Here is a 21,516-nt window from a genome sequence, read left to right on the forward strand (position 1 = left end):
CTTGACATTTCCAAGGAAACCGACGCAATTCTCCTTCGGACGGTTTAGGGAAACGCGATTATGAATAAAGGTTATATCATTTGTGTCGATGATGAAGTATCGGTATTGGAAACCATCCAGCAGCAACTTCGGAACGAATTCGGACTCAGCCACGAGATCGAAACCGCCAGCAGCGCGGAAGAAGGACTGGCGCTGATGGAGGAAATCCAACGTTCCGGTTTTGTGATCGAGGTGATCATCGCGGATCAGGTGATGCCGGGTATGAAGGGTTCCCAGTTTTTGGAAGAGGTTCACAAACGTCTTCCGGACTCGATCAAGATCATGTTGACCGGGCAAGCGGGACTCGACTCCGCGATTCATGCGATCAACTACGGAGGCTTAAGCCGTTATGTGGAAAAACCCTGGAACATCGAAGAACTTACCCAAGACATCCGATTTTTGATCGAAAAATTCCGCCAAAATTTAGAGAACCAGCACTTAATCAATGAACTCAATAGAAAAATCCAAGAATTGGAAGAACAAAATCAAAAACTCCAACACGAATCCTAAAACGATCCGGTCCGTTTTCAAAAACACAATCGCTCTCGTAACGACGGTCCTCCTTTTTTTCGAAGCGGTTTCGGTCTTGCTCGGAGCACCCGTCTCCAAACCCGTAAAACTTTCGGAAGAACAGATCCAAAAGAAAAAGGAAATCCTTCTCCAAGTCCTGAAATTCGGAACGACGAAGGAACGGGCCATGGCCCTGCGCGAACTCGAGGATTTTCCTCCGGAACAGGCGGGAGTTCTCATCGAGCAACTGGGAAAAATCCTGGATAAGGATCCCGACTGGTCGATGAGGGTTTACGCGGTCCGTACCGTGTCCGCTCTCAAGTTGACCCAGTTCGGAGACTCGATCGTAAAACTACTCAAAAGCGAACAACCGGACGTTCAAAGGGAATGTATCTACGCTTCCAAAAAGTTGAAATTGGAATCGGCAAGTCCGATCCTATTCGAAATCCTAAAGACCCAGGACTTCACCAAAAACTCCAATCTCACCGTGGGACTTTTGGACGCGTTAGGCGAATTCCCTCCCCGGGAAGAAACCTCTTCTTTTTTACTCGCAAGACTGAACGAAGGGTTTAACGATCCCGAAATCCGCGCGCAGATCGCCCTGTTTTTCGGAAAGGCGAAGGATAAAAAAGCGGAATCCGTTCTTGTGGAAATTTACAAAGACGTAAAGGAACCGATCACTCTCCGAAGTTTTTCCGTCAGCGCATTGGGAAAGATGAAATCCGTCTCCTCCATGCCCGTTATCAAAGAGGAACTGGAAAAGATCCGCAACATCAAAAGCAAAAACGAGATCAAAGACTTTCAACCCCTAAAGATCCATTCGATTACCGCCCTGGTTTCCATGGGTGACAAGGAAATATTAGAAGAATTGTATGCGTATGCGAGAGACGACGATCCAGTCGTTCGACTTCGTGCAATCAAACATCTGACGGACACCGGAGATCCCGCCGTTTTGGAAATTTTAGAATACAAAGCGCAGAGGGATCCGAGCGAAAAGGTGAAAAAGGCCGCCAAAACCGCGATCGAAAAATTAAAAAAAGGGGAAACTTCCTCGGATACGGATTCTAAGGAAAACGAACTTCCCAAATTCAAACCGGGATCCAAAGACCGTCCCAACCGAACGGGTGATCCTTCTCCGTTACCCGGAACCTCTTCTCCGAATTCGGGAAACCCTTCTGGAGAATCCCCTTCTCCCGGATCCAAACCGGAATCGGAAGAACTGGAGGACGGGATTTGAAATCCAGATTTTCGAACCGAGGACGAGCGTATCTTTTGTTGCTCGTTTCGGTTTGGTCCTCGGAAATCCCGTCTCAGGAAGTAAACAGGGCTGCGGCTACGTATCGCGGTTCCATTTCCTTTTCGGAACCGAGGATTTCCGATATTAAGGAATCCTTAAACGATAATTCGCCCGATTTTCCCGCGACCTGGAAACTTTTTTTTCAGGAACTGAAAGGCAACTACGCCGTCTTTTACGACTGGAACGGAGAAAACGTATATTATAAATATCGAATCAACAAATTCGATCGTTCACGGCTCAAACAGGTCAAAAAACTAGCCGAAGGAGCCGCTTACGAAATCCGAGGCAAATGGGAGGGAATATTCCTTTTTTCGAATTCAGTCGTTCCTTCCTACAAAAAGGCTTCCGAAACATCCCTCAAAGACAAGAGGGAAAAAAATTCCATACCGGTTTACGAACTCGAAGAATTCAAGGAATTGGCCTTGGATGAAATCCTATATTAGAAAATTAGAATTCGATTTTTCGAGGAAAAAAAAATCGGAACGCGTATCCGAAATCTTGCGACGTCCCTTCCGTTCGACTTCCTTTTTTCTTTTCGTTTCGTTGACCATTTTTGTCCCGGACTTTCGAAATCTAAACGCAAGCGATCCGTTGGATCCCGATCTGCAAATCGTAGCGAAAGACGACACGTTTCCGTTTTATCTCGGAAGGATCCGCTTCCCGCAAAAAGCCGAAATTCGTTCTCTGGGAAACGGAGGACATTGGAGGGCGGTCCCTACGCAGGGAAGAGCGTGGATGTTGATTCTCCGGGAATGGGAAAACCAAAACGTCCCGGACCAATCCTTAAAAAAATTCTTTCGGGAACTGTTTCCCGATTCCAAGGACTTACCCGCCTTCGACGTCGCAGGATGGGAAACGATCGGAGGGGAAAAAAAAGAAACCGTTTCAGGAAATCCGCTTACGATCCGTTATTATTTATTCCGGCGAGGAGGTAAAATCGTTTCGATCTATCTCTGTTTCGATTCCGAAAACGCGCTCGTTTCTGAATTTTTCGCAAACCCTTCCTCGTTTTTACGAACCACTTCCTCCTCGAATTCTTTCTGACATTCGAAGAAATTCACTTGAAGAACAAGACTTCGTCAAAAAACTGGAACCACTCCGGGCCTATAGCTCAGTTGGTTAGAGCGGCAGACTCATAATCTGCGGGTCGAAGGTTCAAGTCCTTCTGGGCCCATGCGAGTACACGATTCACAGGCTGAATCGACAAATCCATTCTCCTCGATACGATGGTTCAAAACCGTTCCGTAAATTTTCCCCCGATCGATTTTACTTTCGGATTCCAACCAAGAAACTCCTCCGTACGATCGTTCTCTTCTTTGTAGTCAAAACCGATGAGTCTTAAATTTACAAAATGACGAATAGGATTATAAGTTCGAAACTTAGGATTTCTCTTTTTCGTTGCATTTTCATAAACGCCGGTCGAACCGTGTGCTCATGAAAAAACGAAACTTACCCATCGTATGGATTGCGACTATCTGTTGCATTTACAGTTTAGGAATCGGATGCAAACAGGATCCGATCGAATACAACAACAAGATTATGGACGTCCTCAACGGATCGATCGCGGATATGGATGCCCTAAACGCCGCTATGGAAAAGGAAGATTATTCCGGTGCGGAAAATCTTAGAAAAGCCTGGGAAACGAAATTGAACCAATCCGTGGAAACTTTAAAGTCTATCGGCGATTTCAAAGGGGATGCCGCTTTTAAAAACGCCGGAATCCAAGGACTCGAAATCTATCGCAACGTCGCGACACAGGACTACAAACGTCTCATCGAATTACGTTCGTTAGGCGATAAGGCGAACGTGACCGAGGCGGATCGGCTCCTCGACCAAATCAATCAGAACTTCGAGAAAGCCGCCAACCTTCTCAACACCGCATCCGATGCGTTCGCCAAGGAACACACAACGCAGTGATCTCCCCGTAAACGGTCAACTTACCCTTCCGAAACGGCGACGCTACGTCGTTTCGGAAACTACTATCGTAAAAGTTTCATATAAAAATCCGTCAGCGCGTCCGGTAAATACGAAGGATTCGGAAGAATCCGATACGAGCCTTGTCCCAACATCGCGGGAAGAAATTGTTTCGCTTGTTTATCGATCGCGAGCGCGTAAAAACCGACTTTGTCGTTTTCACATTCCCGGATCGCGCGTTTTACGTCCTCCATTCCGTAACGACCTTCGTACCGGTCGTAGTCGTTCGGTTTTCCGTCAGACAAAAGAAGAATCCAACGTTTTCTACTCGTTTCCCTTTTGATTTGCGCCAGAGCATGACGGATCGCAGGGCCGATTCTCGTATAACCGCTCGATTGGACGGCTCCGATCCTATTTTTCGCCTTCGACCAAGAGTCGTCGAACTTTTTGATCGAGGAGTAATCGCAGTGATTCCTAGTTCTGGAGGAAAAAGAATCGATCTGAAATCGGTCCCCGAACTCCGAACAGAGTTGACCGAACAGAAGTAGGGAAATCTTTTCGACGTCTAAAATTCTCCGATTTTCGACGAATGAATCCGTAGAAAGACTCGTGTCCGTCAGAACAAGAATGGATGTTTCGCGTAACGTCTTTCTTCTTGAAATATAAATTCTTTCCGAAGGACTCCGAGCGGAGAGAAGATCCGTAAAATAATCGACGATCGAATCTAAATCCAAATCTTCACCGTCTAACTGGCGTTTGACTGCGGTGCGTTCATTTACGAATCGATTAAAACGGGATCGTAGTACGTTTAAAACCGAATTGTTTTCCGAAAGCGCTTTAGAGCAAAAAACCGGATCTTCTTCGCCGAGTTCTCCCGGAAAAACCCTACAATGCCCCCTTTTATATCGTTTCTTAAAAACGTCCCATTCGTCGTAGGGAATCGAATTTCGATTCGGCTTCGAATCCCGAATTTCGGGAAGTATCGAACCGATTATAAAATCCGTACGAAAGATGGAATGTGTCGGATCATCGGATCGGACCGTATGCCTCAAATCCAATTCTTCCAGCGCGTCCTTTTGTTCCGAAAGTTCGTCGGTTCCGTCAAAGTCCCTCCAATTTCCGTTGAACTCCTCCACCGTATCCACCTTTTCAAAATGATGTTGAAGGGTATAATCCGCCTGCGACTTTTTATCGATTTCGACGGATTCGATCTTTTCCCTTGCGATTCCTTCGATCTCGGTTTCGATCCGATCCTTACGTTTCGACCCGGTTTCCCAAGAAGCCTTGTCTTTCCGTTCTTTCGTATTCGACGACGCGGACATCCACGATCCGTGTAAATAGCTAAGGTCTGGTTCGATTTTAGAATTCGGAATATTCCTTTTTTGGAATTCGATTTCCGTTTCGATCACGGAAGAAACGGTGTCCCAAGATTCCGGATAAACTCTCCGGACAGTTTCCAAAACCGAAGAATGGTTTTCCCTCGCTTTTTTCAGAGATTCGTATTTTCCTTCGTCAACTCCTTCCTTCCAGTTTAAATCGAGACTCTTCTGAACACTAAGATATAATATTCTGAAAATATAAAATTCTAAATTATTAATTTTGTTAGAACCGTGGGAATATTCGTTCGGAAGAAAAAATAGATTCTTCTGATAACCGCCCACTTCTTCCGCGGTAAGAATTTCTATATTCTCGCCTGTGATAGCCTTTGCCAGAACCGAAAGCCGGTCTTTTATTTCGGAAAGCGTCACTCGATTCTCGGTCGGATCGTCTTTTTCTCCGATCCATCGTAGTACGAATCCATAAAGATGTTTGAATGTAAATTCTTCCCAGCCCACCCGGAAATCACATCAACAAAGAGACCAAATCTTTGAGTCCATTTACGATATCACGGTCGTCCGACAAAGGTTGTACGATCGCGACTTCGCAGGACAAACGGGCGGGAAGTCCGCTTGCGATCATCTTCCCAGCGTCCACGAGCAAACGTGTGGAACAGGTTTCCGTAAGACCCAATTCGGTTAGATTTCTAATCTTCTGCCCCAGTCTTACCAGTTTGCCCGCGAGCTCCGATGAAATTCCGGTCTCGCCTTTTACGATCGTCTCTTCGACGTCGGACTTCGGATAATCGAATTGTAAAGAGACGAACCTTTGTCTTGTGGAAGGTTTCAATTCCTTCCAACCTTTTTGGTATCCCGGATTGTAGGAGGCGACGAGCATAAAAGAATCCGGAGCTTTGATCGATTCGTTTCTGCGATCCAGATAAATTTCCCTTCTATAATCCGTAAGAGGATGAATCGCGACGATCGTATCCGGTCTTGCCTCGGCGATTTCATCGACGTAGAGAATCGCTCCCATTCTTATACTTCTTGTCAGAGGACCGTCTTGCCAGACCGTCTCGGTTCCCTGGATGAGATAACGACCCAAAAGATCCACCGCGGAAGTCTCTTCATGACAAGACACGATCAGCAAGGGAAGTTTCATTCTCGCAGCCATGTATTCCACGAATCGAGACTTTCCCGAACCAGTGGGCCCTTTGATCAAAAGCGGAAGTTTGTTTTTATGAGCGTGTTCGAATGTGACAACCTCGTGTCCCGTTTCTTTGTAAAAGGGCAATTCAACCGCTTCGAAAAGCTGAATCGTGTCTTCGTTATTCGGAGAATTTTTCATTTCAACTTAAGAACGATATCCCCCGAAACGTCCTCCGCATTCAACGCCTCGTCCGTCGGTTGACCGAACCGGATAAAATTGACGATAAAGGCGATGATACCCGAGGTGAACAAGGTTGCGGCTAACGTGAGTCCCAGGAAGTGGACTTGAATCTCTTTTTGAACCACCAGAAAGTCCAATCCGAATTTTCTTTCCAAATAAACCTGAGCGATCCCCGCGACTGCGAAAGCACCCGTCATTCCCAACATACCGATGTTAGACGCCCAGAACGCATAAAGACCCGTCGGGTTATTCCAGAGTTTTCTGCCCGTCAACAAAGGCATCGCGTAAGTCACGATCGCAAGCACGATCATCGCGTAAGCTCCCCAGAACGCGAGGTGTCCGTGCATCGCCGTAATCAGAGTTCCGTGGGTGTATAGGTTCACTTGCGGTAGAGTATGCGCGAATCCTAAAAACCCAGCTCCAACGCAGGATAGGATCGCACTTCCGATGGTCCAATAGAGGGAAATCGCGTTCGGATGATTTCGACCGCTTTTACGATACATGGAAATCGCAAACATCGCCATCGCCAAAAACGCAAGCGGTTCGAGCATGGAAAAAAAACCTCCGATCCATTTCCAGTATTCTGGAACGCCGATAAAATAGTAGTGATGTCCTGTCCCTAAGATCCCGGAAAGAAACGTCAAACCTACGATCACGTAGAGCCATTTTTCGATCACTTCACGATCCACTCCCGTCAATTTTATCAGAAGAAAAGAAAGAATACCTCCCATGATGAGTTCCCAAACCCCTTCCACCCAAAGATGAACGACCCACCAGCGAAAGTAGGAATCCACGGTCTGACTGTTAAACTGAATCATTCCCGGTAGATACAAAAGAGCCGCGGAAAACAAACCGAAATACAACACAAGACCCGTTGTGGAACTTTTAGTCCCTTTCCAAACGGTCATCCCTATGTTGAAAAGAAACGTGAGAACGTTTATCACCACGAGATAATCGAGAGGTCTCGGTATTTCCAAAAACTTTCTTCCTTCCCAGATATTAAAATGAAATCCGATGATGGAAACCACTCCCACGATGATAAGCGACACGAGTTGGGCGTAAGCCAACTTTTCGGAATAGAGCTCCCTACCCGATTCTTCCGGAATGATATAATGCGCGGCCCCCATAAAACCGGTGAGAAGCCAAACTACCAGAAGATTGGTGTGAGTCGCCCTCGCCGTGTTAAACGGAATCCATTCGTGTAATCCGTCGAAACCCATCCGCGCAAAAGCCATTAGAAATCCGTAAACTAATTGTAAAGTTAATAGTAACATACAAGTTGCAAAAAACCAGTAGGCTATTTTCTGAGATTTATATTTCATGATCGCTCCACTTATGAATCCTTTTTTTCGATTATCTTAACTGAGATAAATACTTCGTAAGATCCTTGATTTCCAAGTCGCTCAGAGGCAACTTAGGCATCGCGGTTCCGGGTTTGATCTTCTGAGGATCCTTAAGCCAGCTTTCAAGATAAGCGACGTCGTATTTATTACCGACCGCGTCCAGGGCTGGCCCGACGTTACCTCCCGCGCCCCCGACCGCGTGGCATGCCGTACAGATCTGTTTGAATTTTTCGGGAGGAGTGATACTCGCGGACTGAAGATCGACGGTCTTTGTCTCCTGTTTAAATTCGGGTTTAGGAGGAAATCCTTTCAGATCCAAGTCTCCATTCCATTTTAAGAATGCGATGACGTCTTCTATCTCCGTTTCCGTAAAAACGTATTTCACCATCTTTCTTTCGCCCGGATACATCGCCTCCGGATCCTTTAAAAACACCCGGATCCATTCGACTCCCCTTCGTTCGTATACTTTCGTAAGATCCGGAGCATAGTAGGCCCCTTCTCCCAGGATCGTGTGACAGCCCATGCAATTATTTTTTTCCCAGATTTCCTTTCCTCGAACCACGGCGGGAGAAAGGTTCCGATTCGAATCGTGCGTATAAACGTATCTCATGGAATCGAAAGTGAGAAATAAGAATACGGCGGAAAACAAAGCGGTTCCGAGTAGAAAAAATATTTTTGCCTGGAACTTAGTGAGCATGTTTTATTCCTTTTTTCGAAGTGATGGATCTTCGAGATTCCTTTGAAAGGAATCCGCAGGCAGGTAGGATAACAAAAATTTATTTTTTGTCCTTGATCTAGATCAACTTTATAGTATTTTACTATACTCATCTTGGAAATCGAGAAAGCCGATACTTGGGTAACACAATGCGGACAACAAAACCGATACTCAGATCCATTCGAAACAAACACTGGACGGAAATTCAAAAGAAATTCAGAAACGAAATCGCGCTCATCGGAGTTCGGAAAAAATATAAGAAGACGGATCGGGTCTACGATGCAAAAGATCCTTATTTAGGTTTTTTTGAAGTAGTTTCCGGAATTTTTAAAGTATATTCTTTGAATTCCGAGGGAAGAGAAATAATATTAAAGATCTTCTATCCCGGAGAATTCATCGCTACGCAACTTCTATTTCAAACCGAGGAACCATGTTTTTATCCTCTGTTTTGCGAGGCCTTACACGAAGGGGAATTGATTCACTTTCCGAAGAAGGAATTCAAATCCTTTTTGCTCAAGAACGTGGACGCGCTTTTCTCGTTTTCTGCGCTCGCCATCGAACACGTTAGTTACTTTCGCGGCAAGGTTTTGGAAAATCAACTCTACTCGGTGAAGGAAAGGATTCTCATTTTTCTGACTGAATCGGGAGCTTCCGATAACTTCATCTCCCTATCGATCACCAAACAACAATTAGCTTCTTTGCTAGGAACGACTCCCGAATCCATCAGCCGCGCGTTTCGGATCCTTTTGGAAGAATCCGTCCTACTGGAAAACGAAAATTCCTACAAAATCGCCTCGACGGAAACCGCTCCGATATTCAAAAATCGATCCGCTTGAAAAACGTCATCACTCCGAGGACGAGGTTTTTTCTTAATCGAATTATCGAATGAAATGACAACGGATTCTTCATTTTATATCCTCTTCGCATGGATACGAATCCTTTCAACACCCGCCTACTTAAGGAAATCGCTAAATACAAAGCCGATCTGAAAAAGATCAAAGATTATTTAGAACAAGGCGCAGAGCCCAACTGCAAAACCGGAGAATTCCGAGGCAGAGACGAATGGGGTAATTCTCCCCTTCACATCGCGGTGAATGAAAATCGAATCGATATCATCGATCTACTTTTAGAACACGGCGCCGATATCAACGCAAAAAATCGCGAAGGTTATACGCCGATCTACAAGATCCCATGGAAACAAAAGGAAGGATTCGGATTATTCGAACTTTTGAAAGATAAAGGAGCCGATCTGAAATCCTTAACCAATTCGGGAATTTCCTTAACCCATTATGCCGCACTCCAGGAAAACATTCCAATTCTTGAATATCTTGTCCAAAACGGACTTGAATTAGACTTACAAAGCGAACACGGCGAAACGCCGTTACATTGGACGGTTCATTATCATTGCATCGAGAGCGCTCGGTATCTGTTAGAGCAAGGCGCAAAGATCAACCTGCAAAACCGGAAAGGAAATACGGTATTACACGAAGCCGCTTTAAGAGATTACGATAAACTAATATCGTTATTTCTCAAATTCGGCGCCGATCCATCGATTCACAATAAAGAAGGCAAAACCGCTGAAAACCTTGCGGAAAAGAAAAAAACAAAAGAAATACTTCTGGGTGATTATACGCCTACTCAAGACCCCGAACTCCAAAACTTGGTTCGACAATTGCTGGTCGAGCAAAAGGATTTAGTTACAGGGCTTGGAGAAGAAATTCGAAACGCGATCGAAAAAACCTTTCTTGCGATCGATTACAAAAATCTAAAACTCACTACCTTAAAATCGTTACAGAGTTCAAAACAAGAGTGGGAATCGAATTTTCCAGGGACGACTGCGATCGTTTTTGAATGGGGCGGAGATTCTCAAATGCCCTACGGAGGTTACGCGTTTGCACGCGGATACTCTCAATTCGAAGTTTCAAAAGATTCGTTTCGTTTTAAAACCGAACACTGCGAATTCGAAGACGATGAAAACGGAATCGATTTTTCGGATGCGTTCGAAGGAATCGAATCATTATTTAAGTCCTGCAAAGACAAAGAATATCAACTCGTTAAAAAACTGTACGGGGTTTTTCTTGCGGTCTTGTTAAACGAAGTCTTTTCAGAAGTATTTCCTGCTAATCCTCTTGAATTTTGGTATTTCTTCGGCTGCGAACACGATCAAGATCCGTTTTTACTCTTTCGCTCCGAATAAGATTCCGAATATTTTTATGCAATCGAACGTAAAATCTTCTTACAAGTTAGGAACCGTTATCGCCGAACGAAAACTTTCTCTGAAAGTAGATCGCAAAAAACAAACCGTTCTTATAAAGATCGGATAACCGAAAATTTCAAACGATCCGAAAATGGATTGGTACTGTCCTTTTCAAATTTCTGGAATTGGCTCGGATAAGATCAAAGTAACTCACGGAATCGATTCGATTCAAGCGCTTCTACTTGCCATACAAATAATCGGAACCATTTTAGTAGTTCATTTTCAAAATTCTAACCCCGGCAAATTGACCTGGTTGAATCAGGAACAACTCGGCTTTCCTTTCTTCGATTCTCCTGAAACGAATCCCGAAAAAGTAAAAGCACCACATCCAATTCTAAAAAAAGGAAAAAGTTTCCGTTTAAACGTCCGGAAAGAATTCCTAAATGCAGATCTCCGTCTCACATGCGAGTTTTTTCAAATTTACGTTTGAGACCGTCTCGAAATTGTTATGCGAAGACAAAATTTTTCCTTCATCCCCTACAATCCCCGCGTGAGCGGTTCGGAAGGCGCGAAGCGTCATCGAAGATGACGAGCGCGAATGCGCGAGCCTGGAGAGACGCGACCATGCGACATTTCAATCTTCTTTGCGATCGATCGGACAAGGGAAAATTCGAAATGTTGCATGGTCACGCCCGCATCCTTTATATGTTTTTCCGAAATCCTGCTTCGTAATAATTTTTTAAAACGACATCGAATCGCTCAATACACAAAGGCTCGGATTTTCATTCGACTCGGAATTATTTGAATCCTTTTTTAGAAAAATATTCGGTTTAAAAAAGGGGAAAATCCCTCTAAATCCAGGTTGGCAGAGAAGTTTTTACCAACAATCCTGGCCTTTAGTATGGCTGAAACCCTGGAAAAAAAACCTGCGACTCGTAAAAGAAGAGGCAAAAGCGGACTTAACGTAGCGGCTGACGACATTTTTATTTTTCCGATTCCCAACTTCACCTATAAGTTTTTGGAAAAGGTATGGTCTTCGTTCGTAAACAAGATCGTCGCGCTTACGTTTACGAACAACCAACCCATGTTCAACTACGCGGTCTTCGAGGCGATTCAGGACAAGAATCTCAAGATCGTAACTTCTTCCACACACTTTAAAATGAAAGAGGTCGCGACCCGGATCGGCCTCAAAGACATTCAAGAATTTATCAACCGAACCCTCCCCGTTTCCATACAAGACTCGGAAAATCTTTCTGCAAACTTTATCCGGGAAGCGATCATCTCCGTAGAAACGAAAAAACGTCCCGACGTGGTATTCAGTAGTCTCAAGGACGAAAAAATTCACCCGAACCTAAGACATCTACTTTCGGGTACGATGAACTACGCGGCCGGAATTCCTCTTTTCGTAAAAGGAAATCCCATCGGTATGATCTGGGGAATCCGCAGGGATAGAATGACCGACGAACAAAGAGAAGAAGTCCGCGAACAACTCAGTTCCTTTTACGACGTCGTAGACTTCGTCATCGCTCGGGAAATGGACAACAAAGCGGACCCCTATATCGCGAGAAAAAACATAGAAAAAGCGGACCTAAATTCCTACGCGAAACACCTCTATTACACGCGAACCGGAGGACAACAACACCCTGTCACTTCGATCATTTTCGATTGCCATACTTACAACTGTTCGTATCGATTGGACGCGAGTTATATCATTCCGTCTAACAACGGTTTTTCGGTGAGCCTCAAACGTTTCGAGCCCGAAAAAACGAACGACACCGGTAAAATCCTTCTGATGATTCCGGGATTTTTCTGTAGACGTTCCGTGATGGACAAGGTCGCGCGGGAAATGGCGCTCAAATACGGATACCGCGTTTTTTCGATGGATATGCGGGGACGTTCCCGCCAAACACTTCCCTACAACGGAATCAAGGAAGGTTGGACTATCGACGATTTCATCCAGGAGGATTTTCCCGCGGTTCTCAACTGGATCCGTGAAAGTTTTCCGAAAGAAAAGATCGTAGTCATGGGACACAGTATGGGCGGAATGATTCCCCGCTACTACGCTTCCGCGTACGAAACCTTCGTCGCCAAATATCCTCAGAACAAGGTTCCTCTGCCCGATCCGAAAGAAGCGATCTCCGGAATCATCTCCGTAACCTCTCCCAACTTTGTGTCCGTGGGAACGAACATTCCGGGTATGAGCGCGATCAAAACGGGACTCAGTCTTTTGCCTTCGAAATCGATCTCGGACTTCATCTTCGACCTCACCACATTCTCCCTTCAGTCCACGCTTCCGACGGTGGATCTGAATAAGTTTTTCAAATTCCTATTGGGGCTTCACTCTTCCTTGCGGACCGTCTCCTTCGAACTCAGCACCAAGGTGGTCAACCTCCGCGATTTCGTCGGTTACAGACAAATTTCTCCTCCGGAATGGTATTTTCTGATCGAGGATATTTTCTGCGAGGAATCGACCAAGGTAATTCTACAATTCATCCGTTCCCAACTCAGCAAGGACCATGCGTTTTTTTCCTTCGACGGTTCGATCAATTACACCGAACTTCAAAAAAATTTCCAACTTCCGATTTATTCCGTTTTGGGAACTCTGGATAAGATCGTTCCCGTGGATTCCGTCGAAGAGGAGTTGAGAGCGCTTCCTTCCAAGAACAATCAAATCGTAAAGTTCGACCAGGGACATTTGGGAATTTTATTTCATATGCCTACGGTTCGGGAAATGTGCTCGGGGTTTCACGATTGGATTCAGAATCTGGATTGAGTCGAGTCTACCGTAGGAAAGCATTTGACACCGTAGGTTTGGAAAGATAGCCTCCAAAGGGAATGGATCTCGTAGAAGCAAAAATTTCAGACATTTCCCTGACAAACGTCGGTTTCGCGGTTTTTTTAAAAACCAAGGACGATTCCGATTCCAGAGTGGTTCCGATTTTTATCGGTCCTCTCGAAACCCATTCCATCACCTCCGTTTTGGACGGAACCAAACCTCCCAGACCGATGACTCACGATTTGATGACGGTTCTTTTGACGACCTTAAACGTAAACATCGTCAAAATTTCGATCGAGGAAATCATAGACAATACCTTTTACGCCAAAATCACTCTGCGAAAAGACGAGGACGTAATCATTCTGGACGCAAGACCCAGCGACTCCATCGCACTTGCGTTGCGGGCCAACGCTCCGATTTATCTCGCCAAAAAAGTGATCGAAGAGGCGGGGATAGAAATGAAGGACGAGGAAATTCCCGGAGAATCCATCGCCCGGGAAAAAATTTCGCAACTCCCGAAAACACAACTCGAAATTCTCCAGGAATCGCTGAACAACGCACTCAAAACGGAAGACTACGAAAGCGCCGCTAGGATCCGGGATCAGATCAAAAAATTGATCGAAAATTCCTGATCGAATAGAATTTCCGTTTCGTTTCGGAATTCCATTTTGATCGGGACACCCGGCGTCCCGTTTTTACATTCTAAGTTAGAAAAAAATAAGGAGAAGAGAAATGGAAAAGTTATTGATGGACATCTTAAACGCGGGCATTGCCCTCTTCCAAAACGGCGAGGACAAACTCAAACAGTCGCTCGCCGACTTGGAGAAAGTCTACCGGGAATTCAAGGAAAAAGGAGAGGCCAACCAAACCGACCGAGCCAATCAGGTCCGCGAACTTCTAAACAAGACGGTCCAGGACGCGACCGAACTTCTTTCCAAAACCGGAGAGGAAAGACAACAGCTCCTGGTAAAACTCCAAGAAAACTTCCTCCGGCTTTCCGCGGAAATCGAATCGTCCATCCCGGAACAATTTAAGGCCGCGGCGAAAAACACACTCGAAGAGTTGAAACAACTCTTGCGCAGAAAATAATAATCGCGTTTCTTTACGAAAATGTCGGGACAATCTGTAAGGCTTGAAAGACTGTTGTTTTCGAGCCGACCTTCCGTTACTGCCCCTCCGAAATGAATCGATTATCCTTCGTATTATTTTTTACGGTTTTTATAGACATGATGGGGTTCTCCGTGATCTTTCCCATCTTTCCAGAAACGCTTAAAATTTTTCTGGCGAAATCCGGAGATCCGGTCCTCGATAAATTCACGGATCTCACGAGAATTCTCATGGAAACGTCCTCCGGAGATTGGTCCTTGTTTGTGGCGCTTTTCGGAGGAATCGTAGCGAGTTTGTATTCCCTACTTCAATTCGTGTTCGCACCGATTTGGGGGAAGATTTCGGATCGAGTGGGAAGAAAACCGATTCTAGTCTTTACGAGTTTGGGAAGTTTTTTCGGTTATGCAGTTTGGCTTTTTTCGGGAAGTTTTTCGCTGTTCGTTTTTTCCCGAATCATCACAGGAATGATGGGCGGAAATATTTCCGTGGCCTCGGCGGCGATGGCGGATATCACGAACGAAAAAGATAGGGCAAAAGGAATGGGTTTGATCGGCGCCGGAGTCGGCCTCGGTTTTATCGCGGGACCTCCCACGGGAGGATTGTTCGCGAAGTTGGATTTGAGCTCCTTAGAACTTCTATTTCCGGGAATCACACTCACCGTATTTCCGGCCTCGGCGCTTGCGGCGGCGAGTATCGCATTCGTCAATCTTCTGATGATTTTATTTTGGTTTCGGGAAACTCTGCCGGTTCGGCCCGTTTCGGCAACTCCCGTTCCCAAAAAAGGACACCCGATATTCGGAGTATTTACTACGGAAAACCGGGCCGTAGTGTCGTATTCTCTATTGTACTTTCTTTTCGTATTCGCGTTTTCGGGATTCGAGTTTTCGATCAACTTTTATCTCAGTCAGTTTTTGAGTTATTCTCCGAGCGAAATCGGATTTACGTTCGTTTACATAGGTCTTGTGATCGTATTGATCCAAGGCGGCGTGTTTCGCCGTCTTTCGGGAAAAATCAAGGAAACCAGACTGGTCCGTGCGGGTTCGATTTCGTTGGTCTTGGGTTTCGGACTTCTCTATTTCGTTTCGAACACCTATCAACTTTTTATAGCGCTCACGTTTTTGGCGTCGGGAAGCGCCCTACTTCATCCATCCCTGTCCACCCTGGTTTCCCTGGTTTCCGGAAAGGAAGAACAGGGAACCAATCTCGGAATGTTTCGCAGCCTCGCTTCCTTAGGTCGCGGTTTGGCACCGTTCGCATTTTGTTTGATCTATTTCAGCAAAGGTCCCGCGATTTCCTTTTTGACATCCGGGGTGATCTGTTTCTTGTTTTTGGCGGCGATTTGGAAATTAAAACAACCGCACTCACACAACGAATCTCTTTAAGTCGCTTTAGATTTTTTGAATATAGTTAGAACCCGCCGGAACACGGTTCCAACCTTGAATTACAGCAAGTTGGTGTTCCTACGGATTCGGTTTCTCGGAGCAAAACGTGTTCCCCTCTTTCTCCCAGCCGGATTTTGCGGAGGATTCAAAGAATGGTTTTGAGGGCGGAGGTCAAACGTTCGAAATGAAGGGATTCGTCCAACTTACTTCCGTTTTCAAGACGGAGCAAAAACGTGTCCCGCACTCCGCTCGAATTCGTGATCGCCTTAAAGGAAAGGATATCGATTCCGTACAAAAACAGAAGTTGTGAAACCTCGAAAATGATACCCGGTCTGTCCTTCATTCTCAAATCCATAACCGTACAATCGCTTCCCTGAGAATTGAACAAAAATAATTCGATCGGATGCCGTTCCTTGTTTTTCAGATCATCCGCTTTTTCCGGAAACTTCTCCAAATAACTCAGAACGGAAACACCCTGAAAAAACATCTCCTTGAGATCGGAATGGATCGTTTGCAACATTTCGTCCGTCATCGGAAGTTTGTCCAAGTGTCGAATCACGAAGATATCGCTGATGTAACCGTCCTGAGAGGTTTCCGCCACTGCCTCCTCGATGTTCCATCCGTGTACGAACAAGGCCGCCGTAACCCGGTAGATGATTCCGATTTCGTTGTTGGAAATATTCACCTTAAGAGCGTACGAATCGTCCCTAGGAATACAAGAGATATGAATGGAAGATTCTGCGGACGTTTGAATCATAACGGTTTCCTCGAAAGCATTGTGTCTATTTCTAAAGCAAAAGTTCCGAAACACGGAGAAGCCGCGTTTTTCGGAGAATCTCTGGAAAACGGGAATCCGTTCGTAAGAGCGTTCTTGGATTCCGGGAAAATCAAGGAAAGAAGCCGAAAACAAAAGGTTTCGGAATTCGATCCGAGAAAAACTTAGATCCTGAGAAACGAGAAAACGGATTTACGCATTCCTTACCCGGAAGGAATGCAAAAACCGTACCGTGTCAAAGTGCGAACTTAAGTCCTACGTTTGCGGAATAGAATTTTTCGGAAACAAGCCCTTCGACCAGAATTTTAAACATAAACAGATTGATTTCCACACCGCCGATCGCGTAGTTCACGGTGTCCTTCGCTCTTGCTTCTCCGCCGGTACGGATCGAAAGAGTCCCCGTGGAAGTGTTGGAATATCCTTTGAGAAAGTCGTAGGGAAGTCCGGCGGCGGCGGCGTCCAAGGTCAAAGCGAACGGACCGGAAACCAGAAGATTGAGTTGGGAACTACCGGTGTTCTGGCTAATTCCGCCTCCCACAAAAATCGTAAAAAGATAAAACAAACGAACCCCGGTACGGATATCTATGGGAAGGGATTCGGAACGAGCCCGGTAGTCCATCGTAAAATCCGCGTCCCAACGACCGGCTGCCGGTCCGAAGGAAACCTTGGGGAATTGATTCGGAGTATAACCGAATGAAAGATCTTCCGTCTTTCTATGAAAACCGATTCCGAGACTCAAACCGGTAAACCCGAACAGGTCCAAACGCGTATAACGTTCCCGCAGAAGTTGAAAACGCACCGTCGCTCCGAGAGAATTGAACTTACTCGAAAACCGAAAATCCTCACCCGGATCTCCGGCCAGACGAAAATCGCCCATCCCCAATCCTCCTTGGAATCCGTGCACGTAAAAACTGATCCGATGTAAAAAGGAACGTTTTTCATCCTCTTGATCGGATTGTCCCTGCATCAACAACCAACCGAGGTTTACGGCCGCCATCAGATTGGGACTGAGAGAAACCCCTCCGTTGGGAAGATTGGGAAGATTGATTCCCGCATACTGAATTTGAATGTCTTCGTTTTTGATCCCGGCGACCCCCATGCCGCCACCGATCTGAAACCGATTGACCGTTCCCGGTCCCATCATCGTGGAATTGATCGTAGTCAACACCGCAGAATCCGTCATGGATTTAACGACTTCGTTGAGATACTTGGTGCGTACCTCGTTTTCCAATCCGGCGAATTGGGAATAAATATTGCTCGGTATGACGGAACAGGCCTGTCCCGTACACGTTACCTGAGAAAAAAGGGAACCCGCCGGAACCAGTCCGACGAAGGATACGATTAAAATGGGAAATATCTTTCCCAAGAGAGAGTTGCGGCAGGTGTTCATTCTTTTCCCGTTTTATCAGACGGGAACGCTTGGAAATTTATTTCAGAGTCCGAGGCTCCTGCCTATGATCTCCTTCATGATCTCCGTCGTTCCCGCGTATATTGTCTGGATTCTCGCGTCCAGATACGCTCTGGCAATCGGATACTCCATCATATAACCGTAACCGCCGAAGAACTGCAAACATTCATCCGTGTGACGTTTTTGCATCTCCGTGGAATACCACTTCACCATTGAAGCCTGAGCGGTATCCGATTTTCCGGCCATGGTTTCCAGAGTAACCTTATCGGCGAAAGCACGGCACATTTCAAGCTCGGTGGCCATTTCCGCCATCTTAAATTTGATGTGCTGGAATGAACCGATCTTTTTTCCGAACGCGTGTCTTTCCTTGATGTATTGAAGGGTAATTTTCTGAACGAGTGCGGTAGCTTCCACGGCGGCCAATCCGAGAACCAGACGTTCCGTAGCCAACTTCTGCATCAAATACCGAAAACCTTGTCCTTGTTTGCCGATCAGGTTTTCCTTAGGAACGATCACGTCGTTGTAATAAAGTTCCGAAGTATCCTGCGCTTTCAGACCGAGCTTTTCGAGCCTTCTACCCCTTTCAAAACCCTTCATTCCCTCTTCCACCATGAGGAGGGACATCGTGCCATTATCATGTTTAACAGCCGTAATCACTAAATTTGCCAATTGTCCGTTGGAAATGAAGGTTTTTTGTCCGTTGACCACGTAGTGATCGCTCTTTTCCACTGCGGTGGTCCGGATTCCTTTGAGGTCGGAACCTGCCCCCGGTTCGGTCATTGCGATCGCAAGAATGCTGTCTCCGGTCGCACAACCGGGCAACCACCGTTTTTTTTGCGCTTCGTCCGCGTAAGACGAAATGTACGGCGCGATTACGTCGTTGTGCAAAGAGATGAAAAATCCGCTGTTACCGACTTTGGAAGATTCCTCTATTATGATTACATTGTATAGAAAATCGGCGTCGGATCCGCCGTATTCGGAAGGAATATTCGGACAAAGAAGCCCGCTCGCTCCGGCTTTCTTCCAAACTTCTTTGGGAACGATTCCCACTTTTTCCCAGGCTTCGTGATGCGGAGCGACTTCCGTCTCGAAAAACTTTCTCGCCATTTCGCGGAAGGCTTCGTGTTCTTCCGTGAATTGAAGGACTCTTTCCATTCTAATCTCCCTAACGTCTACGAATAGACAGTGTTCATTCTCATGTAAACGCCGGGATTCTTCTTTACGTAATCGATCAGATCATTTTGCCGAATGGAATATAACTCCGTATCCACTTCGGCTCTAAATGTATAATTCGACACAAAGTTTTTAGAGATATTATAGATCTCTCCCACGAAGTCTCCGTCGGACAGTTCGGCCAACAAATTGCCGTTCTGATAGACGTTTACTTTTCCATTCCGAATGATATACGCATCACCGTAAAATTCTTTTTCTTTCACAAGAATTGAACCTGCGTTCACTTTGTGCAACGTCATGATCAATTCCAGCTGCGTAATCTGGTGACTGGTCAGTCCCCGGAAATGTCTGGATTCTGCGAGAGCCTTCCAGGAATTGGAATCCCGGATTTCGTTGAGTCTTGTTAGGTTATTTTTCAGATCCGAATTTCGGATAAATTGTAAGAACTTATTCTTTTCGATGGTCAACGCAAGCACGTCGGTCTCCGCATACACGTCGGCGGCGCGTGGGAGATCCAACACGAGAGAAGCCTCTCCGAAATACTCGTAGGTTCCGTATCGTTTGACCGGTCCGCCGGCGGAACCATCCTGATTGAGTCCTTCGAATTTCACGTTCCCCGAAGCGATGATATAAAACTTATCTCCGGGAGTTCCCTTTCGAATGATCTGATCCCCTCGTTTGTATCGCTCTTCGTTGACGATGAGTAGGAACTCCTTCGCCTTTTCGATCGGAAATCCGTGGAAAATATCGATCTGCGTCATCACATCCAAAAGGTTGTACGCCTCGATATGCTTCGGCGGTGTGATTTCCGGATACAACGTGTTTTCGATTCCGAAACGCGCCAACTTGAGTTTGGTTCCGGAAGGCATATCCTTTCTCGCGATATGATACACTGTGATCTTTTCTTGAACTTCTTCCGGCAAGGAGGCAAGGTAACTGACCCTCGTATGCAAAGGAGGAATTCCCGCTTCGTGATAGATGATTCTGCGTTCCCAGGGAAACTCCTTAAAGAATTTCCATCTCGACTCGGGAAGAATTCCCGCCGCATACATCTTATCGTGAATTTCCGGTTCATTGAGATGATCCGAAGTATAAATAAACGATTGATCCTGGAAGAAAAACTCGAATCCCACCGAAGGAATCGAATGAAGCGCATAATGAAAGCTGAACTCTCCTCCGTTGATCATCGTTGCTTTTCCGATGATGATCGGTTGGAAATGGAAGAGTTCCTGCAGTTCCTTTTTGGGAATTTTGGTAAGAGCCGAATACTTTCGTAAAAAACTTTCCATCACGGTTTCGGTCGCGTGAATCGTAATTTTGTTTTCTTCCAGAATTTTTTGGAAGGTTCCGGCGTCGTGATCCGCGTGGCAATGCGTCAAGATTACATGGTTTATGAGTTTGGGATTTACGTTCGATTGACGCAACCACTCCGTAGAATTTACCGGCGGGTCCACCATAATTCCCTGATGATTGAGCCAGATGATAAAACCGGAAGTGTTGTCCTCCGGATCGAAACCATGCGAAGGTCCGAGACAGGTGATTCCTATGATCGGAGCTTGGAACGGTTCCGTCGGTCTTTCGCCGATATCGTATTTGATGTTGAATCCGACTTCTCCCGGAACTTCGATCTTGCGATCCCCGTCCTCGATGAGAAAATCACCGGACTCGAGCTTTAATATTATTACATTTCCGTAATATACTTTATTTTCGCCGTCGAAAACCTTGAAATCAACGACTTCGTCGAGCGCCTTGTATCCGCGGAAATACGCCATCTCCGCTTTCATATCCGGAAAGCCGAAGGATTCCTCTCCGTTTAAAAATTCGCTCTTTAAGCTGATGTTCTCCGGGCCCATTAAGGATTCCTTAAGAACGGTGATCAACTGGACCCGTTGTTCTTCCGTACAAACGATGAAGGTTTTTTTCTGACGCAAAAAGAAGTTATAATAGATGGGAAATTCCAGCTCCGCAGTGCTGATCCCTTTTTCTACGTGAAAGAATTTATTGGGAAGAATGAAAACCAACGGGGTCTTCTTTTCGAACCCCATCGTGTCTTTGATCGTTTCGGGCGGAGAGCCGATCTGAAGGTATCCTTCGGTGGTATCGATTAGATACCCTCCTCTCGGCAGTTCCGTATAACCTTTGTATGTTTCTTTTAGCATAAATGGAGAAAAAAG

Annotated in this window: 20 protein-coding genes and 1 tRNA gene; 13 read left to right on the forward strand and 8 right to left on the reverse strand. The window is 45.8% G+C overall.

Annotated elements, in window-relative coordinates; genetic code table 11:
- Positions 1–60 precede the first annotated feature (60 nt).
- From EHQ17_RS06210 to EHQ17_RS06235, 6 genes are all read left to right on the forward strand, one after another.
- On the forward strand, positions 61–549 hold the full coding sequence (locus EHQ17_RS06210; protein WP_135592496.1) for a response regulator: 489 nt from the start codon (positions 61–63) through the stop codon (positions 547–549).
- Positions 485–1,786, forward strand: coding sequence for a HEAT repeat domain-containing protein (locus tag EHQ17_RS06215; RefSeq protein ID WP_135592498.1), 1,302 nt, complete (start codon positions 485–487; stop codon positions 1,784–1,786). Before EHQ17_RS06210 ends, EHQ17_RS06215 begins: the two co-directional genes overlap by 65 nt.
- A 35-nt stretch (positions 1,787–1,821) precedes the next feature.
- Entirely contained in the window at positions 1,822–2,289 is a 468-nt protein-coding gene (locus EHQ17_RS06220) for an LIC_11959 family protein (protein WP_246057434.1), read from the forward strand.
- On the forward strand, positions 2,273–2,890 hold the full coding sequence (locus EHQ17_RS06225; RefSeq protein WP_135592502.1) for an acyltransferase: 618 nt from the start codon (positions 2,273–2,275) through the stop codon (positions 2,888–2,890). Before EHQ17_RS06220 ends, EHQ17_RS06225 begins: the two co-directional genes overlap by 17 nt.
- Before the next feature lie 56 nt (positions 2,891–2,946).
- Positions 2,947–3,020 (forward strand) — tRNA-Ile (locus EHQ17_RS06230).
- Between the two features lie 260 nt (positions 3,021–3,280).
- A complete protein-coding gene (locus tag EHQ17_RS06235) occupies positions 3,281–3,763 on the forward strand; it encodes an LIC11966 family lipoprotein (protein ID WP_135592504.1) in 483 nt (160 codons plus the stop codon).
- Positions 3,764–3,825: 62 nt separating this feature from the next.
- Here EHQ17_RS06235 and EHQ17_RS06240 read toward each other — a convergent pair whose 3' ends face one another.
- The 4 genes from EHQ17_RS06240 to EHQ17_RS06255 form a co-directional block, all read right to left on the reverse strand.
- Positions 3,826–5,508, reverse strand: a complete 1,683-nt coding sequence (locus EHQ17_RS06240) for a nitric oxide reductase activation protein NorD (protein WP_246057428.1) — start codon at positions 5,506–5,508, stop codon at positions 3,826–3,828.
- Positions 5,509–5,602: 94 nt separating this feature from the next.
- Entirely contained in the window at positions 5,603–6,424 is an 822-nt protein-coding gene (locus EHQ17_RS06245; RefSeq protein WP_135592508.1) for a CbbQ/NirQ/NorQ/GpvN family protein, read from the reverse strand.
- The gene (locus tag EHQ17_RS06250; protein WP_135592510.1) at positions 6,421–7,788 is read right to left on the reverse strand and encodes a cbb3-type cytochrome c oxidase subunit I; all 1,368 of its coding nucleotides are present in this window, start codon (positions 7,786–7,788) and stop codon (positions 6,421–6,423) included. Before EHQ17_RS06250 ends, EHQ17_RS06245 begins: the two co-directional genes overlap by 4 nt.
- A 31-nt stretch (positions 7,789–7,819) precedes the next feature.
- Complete coding sequence (locus EHQ17_RS06255; RefSeq protein ID WP_135592512.1) at positions 7,820–8,506, reverse strand: c-type cytochrome; 687 nt, start codon at positions 8,504–8,506, stop codon at positions 7,820–7,822.
- A 167-nt stretch (positions 8,507–8,673) separates the two neighbouring features.
- Here EHQ17_RS06255 and EHQ17_RS06260 point away from each other — a divergent pair, with 167 nt between their 5' ends.
- The 7 genes from EHQ17_RS06260 (at position 8,674) to EHQ17_RS06290 (ending at position 15,986) form a co-directional block, all read left to right on the forward strand.
- Positions 8,674–9,360, forward strand: a complete 687-nt coding sequence (locus EHQ17_RS06260; RefSeq protein WP_135592514.1) for a Crp/Fnr family transcriptional regulator — start codon at positions 8,674–8,676, stop codon at positions 9,358–9,360.
- 89 nt (positions 9,361–9,449) lie between these two features.
- Positions 9,450–10,721 carry an ankyrin repeat domain-containing protein gene (locus tag EHQ17_RS06265; RefSeq protein WP_135592516.1) on the forward strand — a complete coding sequence of 424 codons (1,272 nt, stop codon included), beginning with the start codon at positions 9,450–9,452 and terminating at the stop codon, positions 10,719–10,721.
- A 151-nt stretch (positions 10,722–10,872) separates the two neighbouring features.
- Positions 10,873–11,211, forward strand: a complete 339-nt coding sequence (locus EHQ17_RS20380; protein ID WP_425460680.1) for a DUF6968 family protein — start codon at positions 10,873–10,875, stop codon at positions 11,209–11,211.
- A gap of 411 nt (positions 11,212–11,622) precedes the next feature.
- Positions 11,623–13,494: an alpha/beta hydrolase gene (locus tag EHQ17_RS06275; RefSeq protein WP_135592518.1), complete on the forward strand. Its 1,872-nt coding sequence runs from the start codon at positions 11,623–11,625 to the stop codon at positions 13,492–13,494.
- 62 nt (positions 13,495–13,556) lie between these two features.
- The gene (locus EHQ17_RS06280) at positions 13,557–14,129 is read left to right on the forward strand and encodes a bifunctional nuclease family protein (RefSeq protein ID WP_100783932.1); all 573 of its coding nucleotides are present in this window, start codon (positions 13,557–13,559) and stop codon (positions 14,127–14,129) included.
- A gap of 100 nt (positions 14,130–14,229) precedes the next feature.
- Entirely contained in the window at positions 14,230–14,586 is a 357-nt protein-coding gene (locus EHQ17_RS06285; RefSeq protein ID WP_135592520.1) for a phasin-related domain-containing protein, read from the forward strand.
- A 92-nt stretch (positions 14,587–14,678) separates the two neighbouring features.
- Positions 14,679–15,986, forward strand: coding sequence for an MFS transporter (locus EHQ17_RS06290; protein WP_135592522.1), 1,308 nt, complete (start codon positions 14,679–14,681; stop codon positions 15,984–15,986).
- Between the two features lie 145 nt (positions 15,987–16,131).
- On the opposite strand, the gene EHQ17_RS06295 is transcribed toward EHQ17_RS06290, so the two are convergent.
- The 4 genes from EHQ17_RS06295 to EHQ17_RS06310 all read right to left on the reverse strand — a co-directional run bounded on the left by EHQ17_RS06295 (position 16,132) and on the right by EHQ17_RS06310 (position 21,501).
- Positions 16,132–16,743 (reverse strand): hypothetical protein, encoded by a 612-nt coding sequence (locus EHQ17_RS06295; protein ID WP_135592524.1) that lies wholly within the window; start codon positions 16,741–16,743, stop codon positions 16,132–16,134.
- 253 nt (positions 16,744–16,996) lie between these two features.
- Complete coding sequence (locus tag EHQ17_RS06300; protein ID WP_135592526.1) at positions 16,997–18,151, reverse strand: Lsa36 family surface (lipo)protein; 1,155 nt, start codon at positions 18,149–18,151, stop codon at positions 16,997–16,999.
- A 42-nt stretch (positions 18,152–18,193) separates the two neighbouring features.
- Positions 18,194–19,324 carry an acyl-CoA dehydrogenase family protein gene (locus tag EHQ17_RS06305; RefSeq protein ID WP_135592528.1) on the reverse strand — a complete coding sequence of 377 codons (1,131 nt, stop codon included), beginning with the start codon at positions 19,322–19,324 and terminating at the stop codon, positions 18,194–18,196.
- A 17-nt stretch (positions 19,325–19,341) separates the two neighbouring features.
- Positions 19,342–21,501, reverse strand: coding sequence for a cAMP/cGMP-dependent 3',5'-cyclic-AMP/GMP phosphodiesterase (locus tag EHQ17_RS06310; protein WP_135592530.1), 2,160 nt, complete (start codon positions 21,499–21,501; stop codon positions 19,342–19,344).
- Positions 21,502–21,516: the final 15 nt, after the last annotated feature.

Source organism: Leptospira gomenensis, assembly GCF_004770155.1.
Classification (GTDB): Bacteria; Spirochaetota; Leptospiria; order Leptospirales; family Leptospiraceae; genus Leptospira; species Leptospira gomenensis.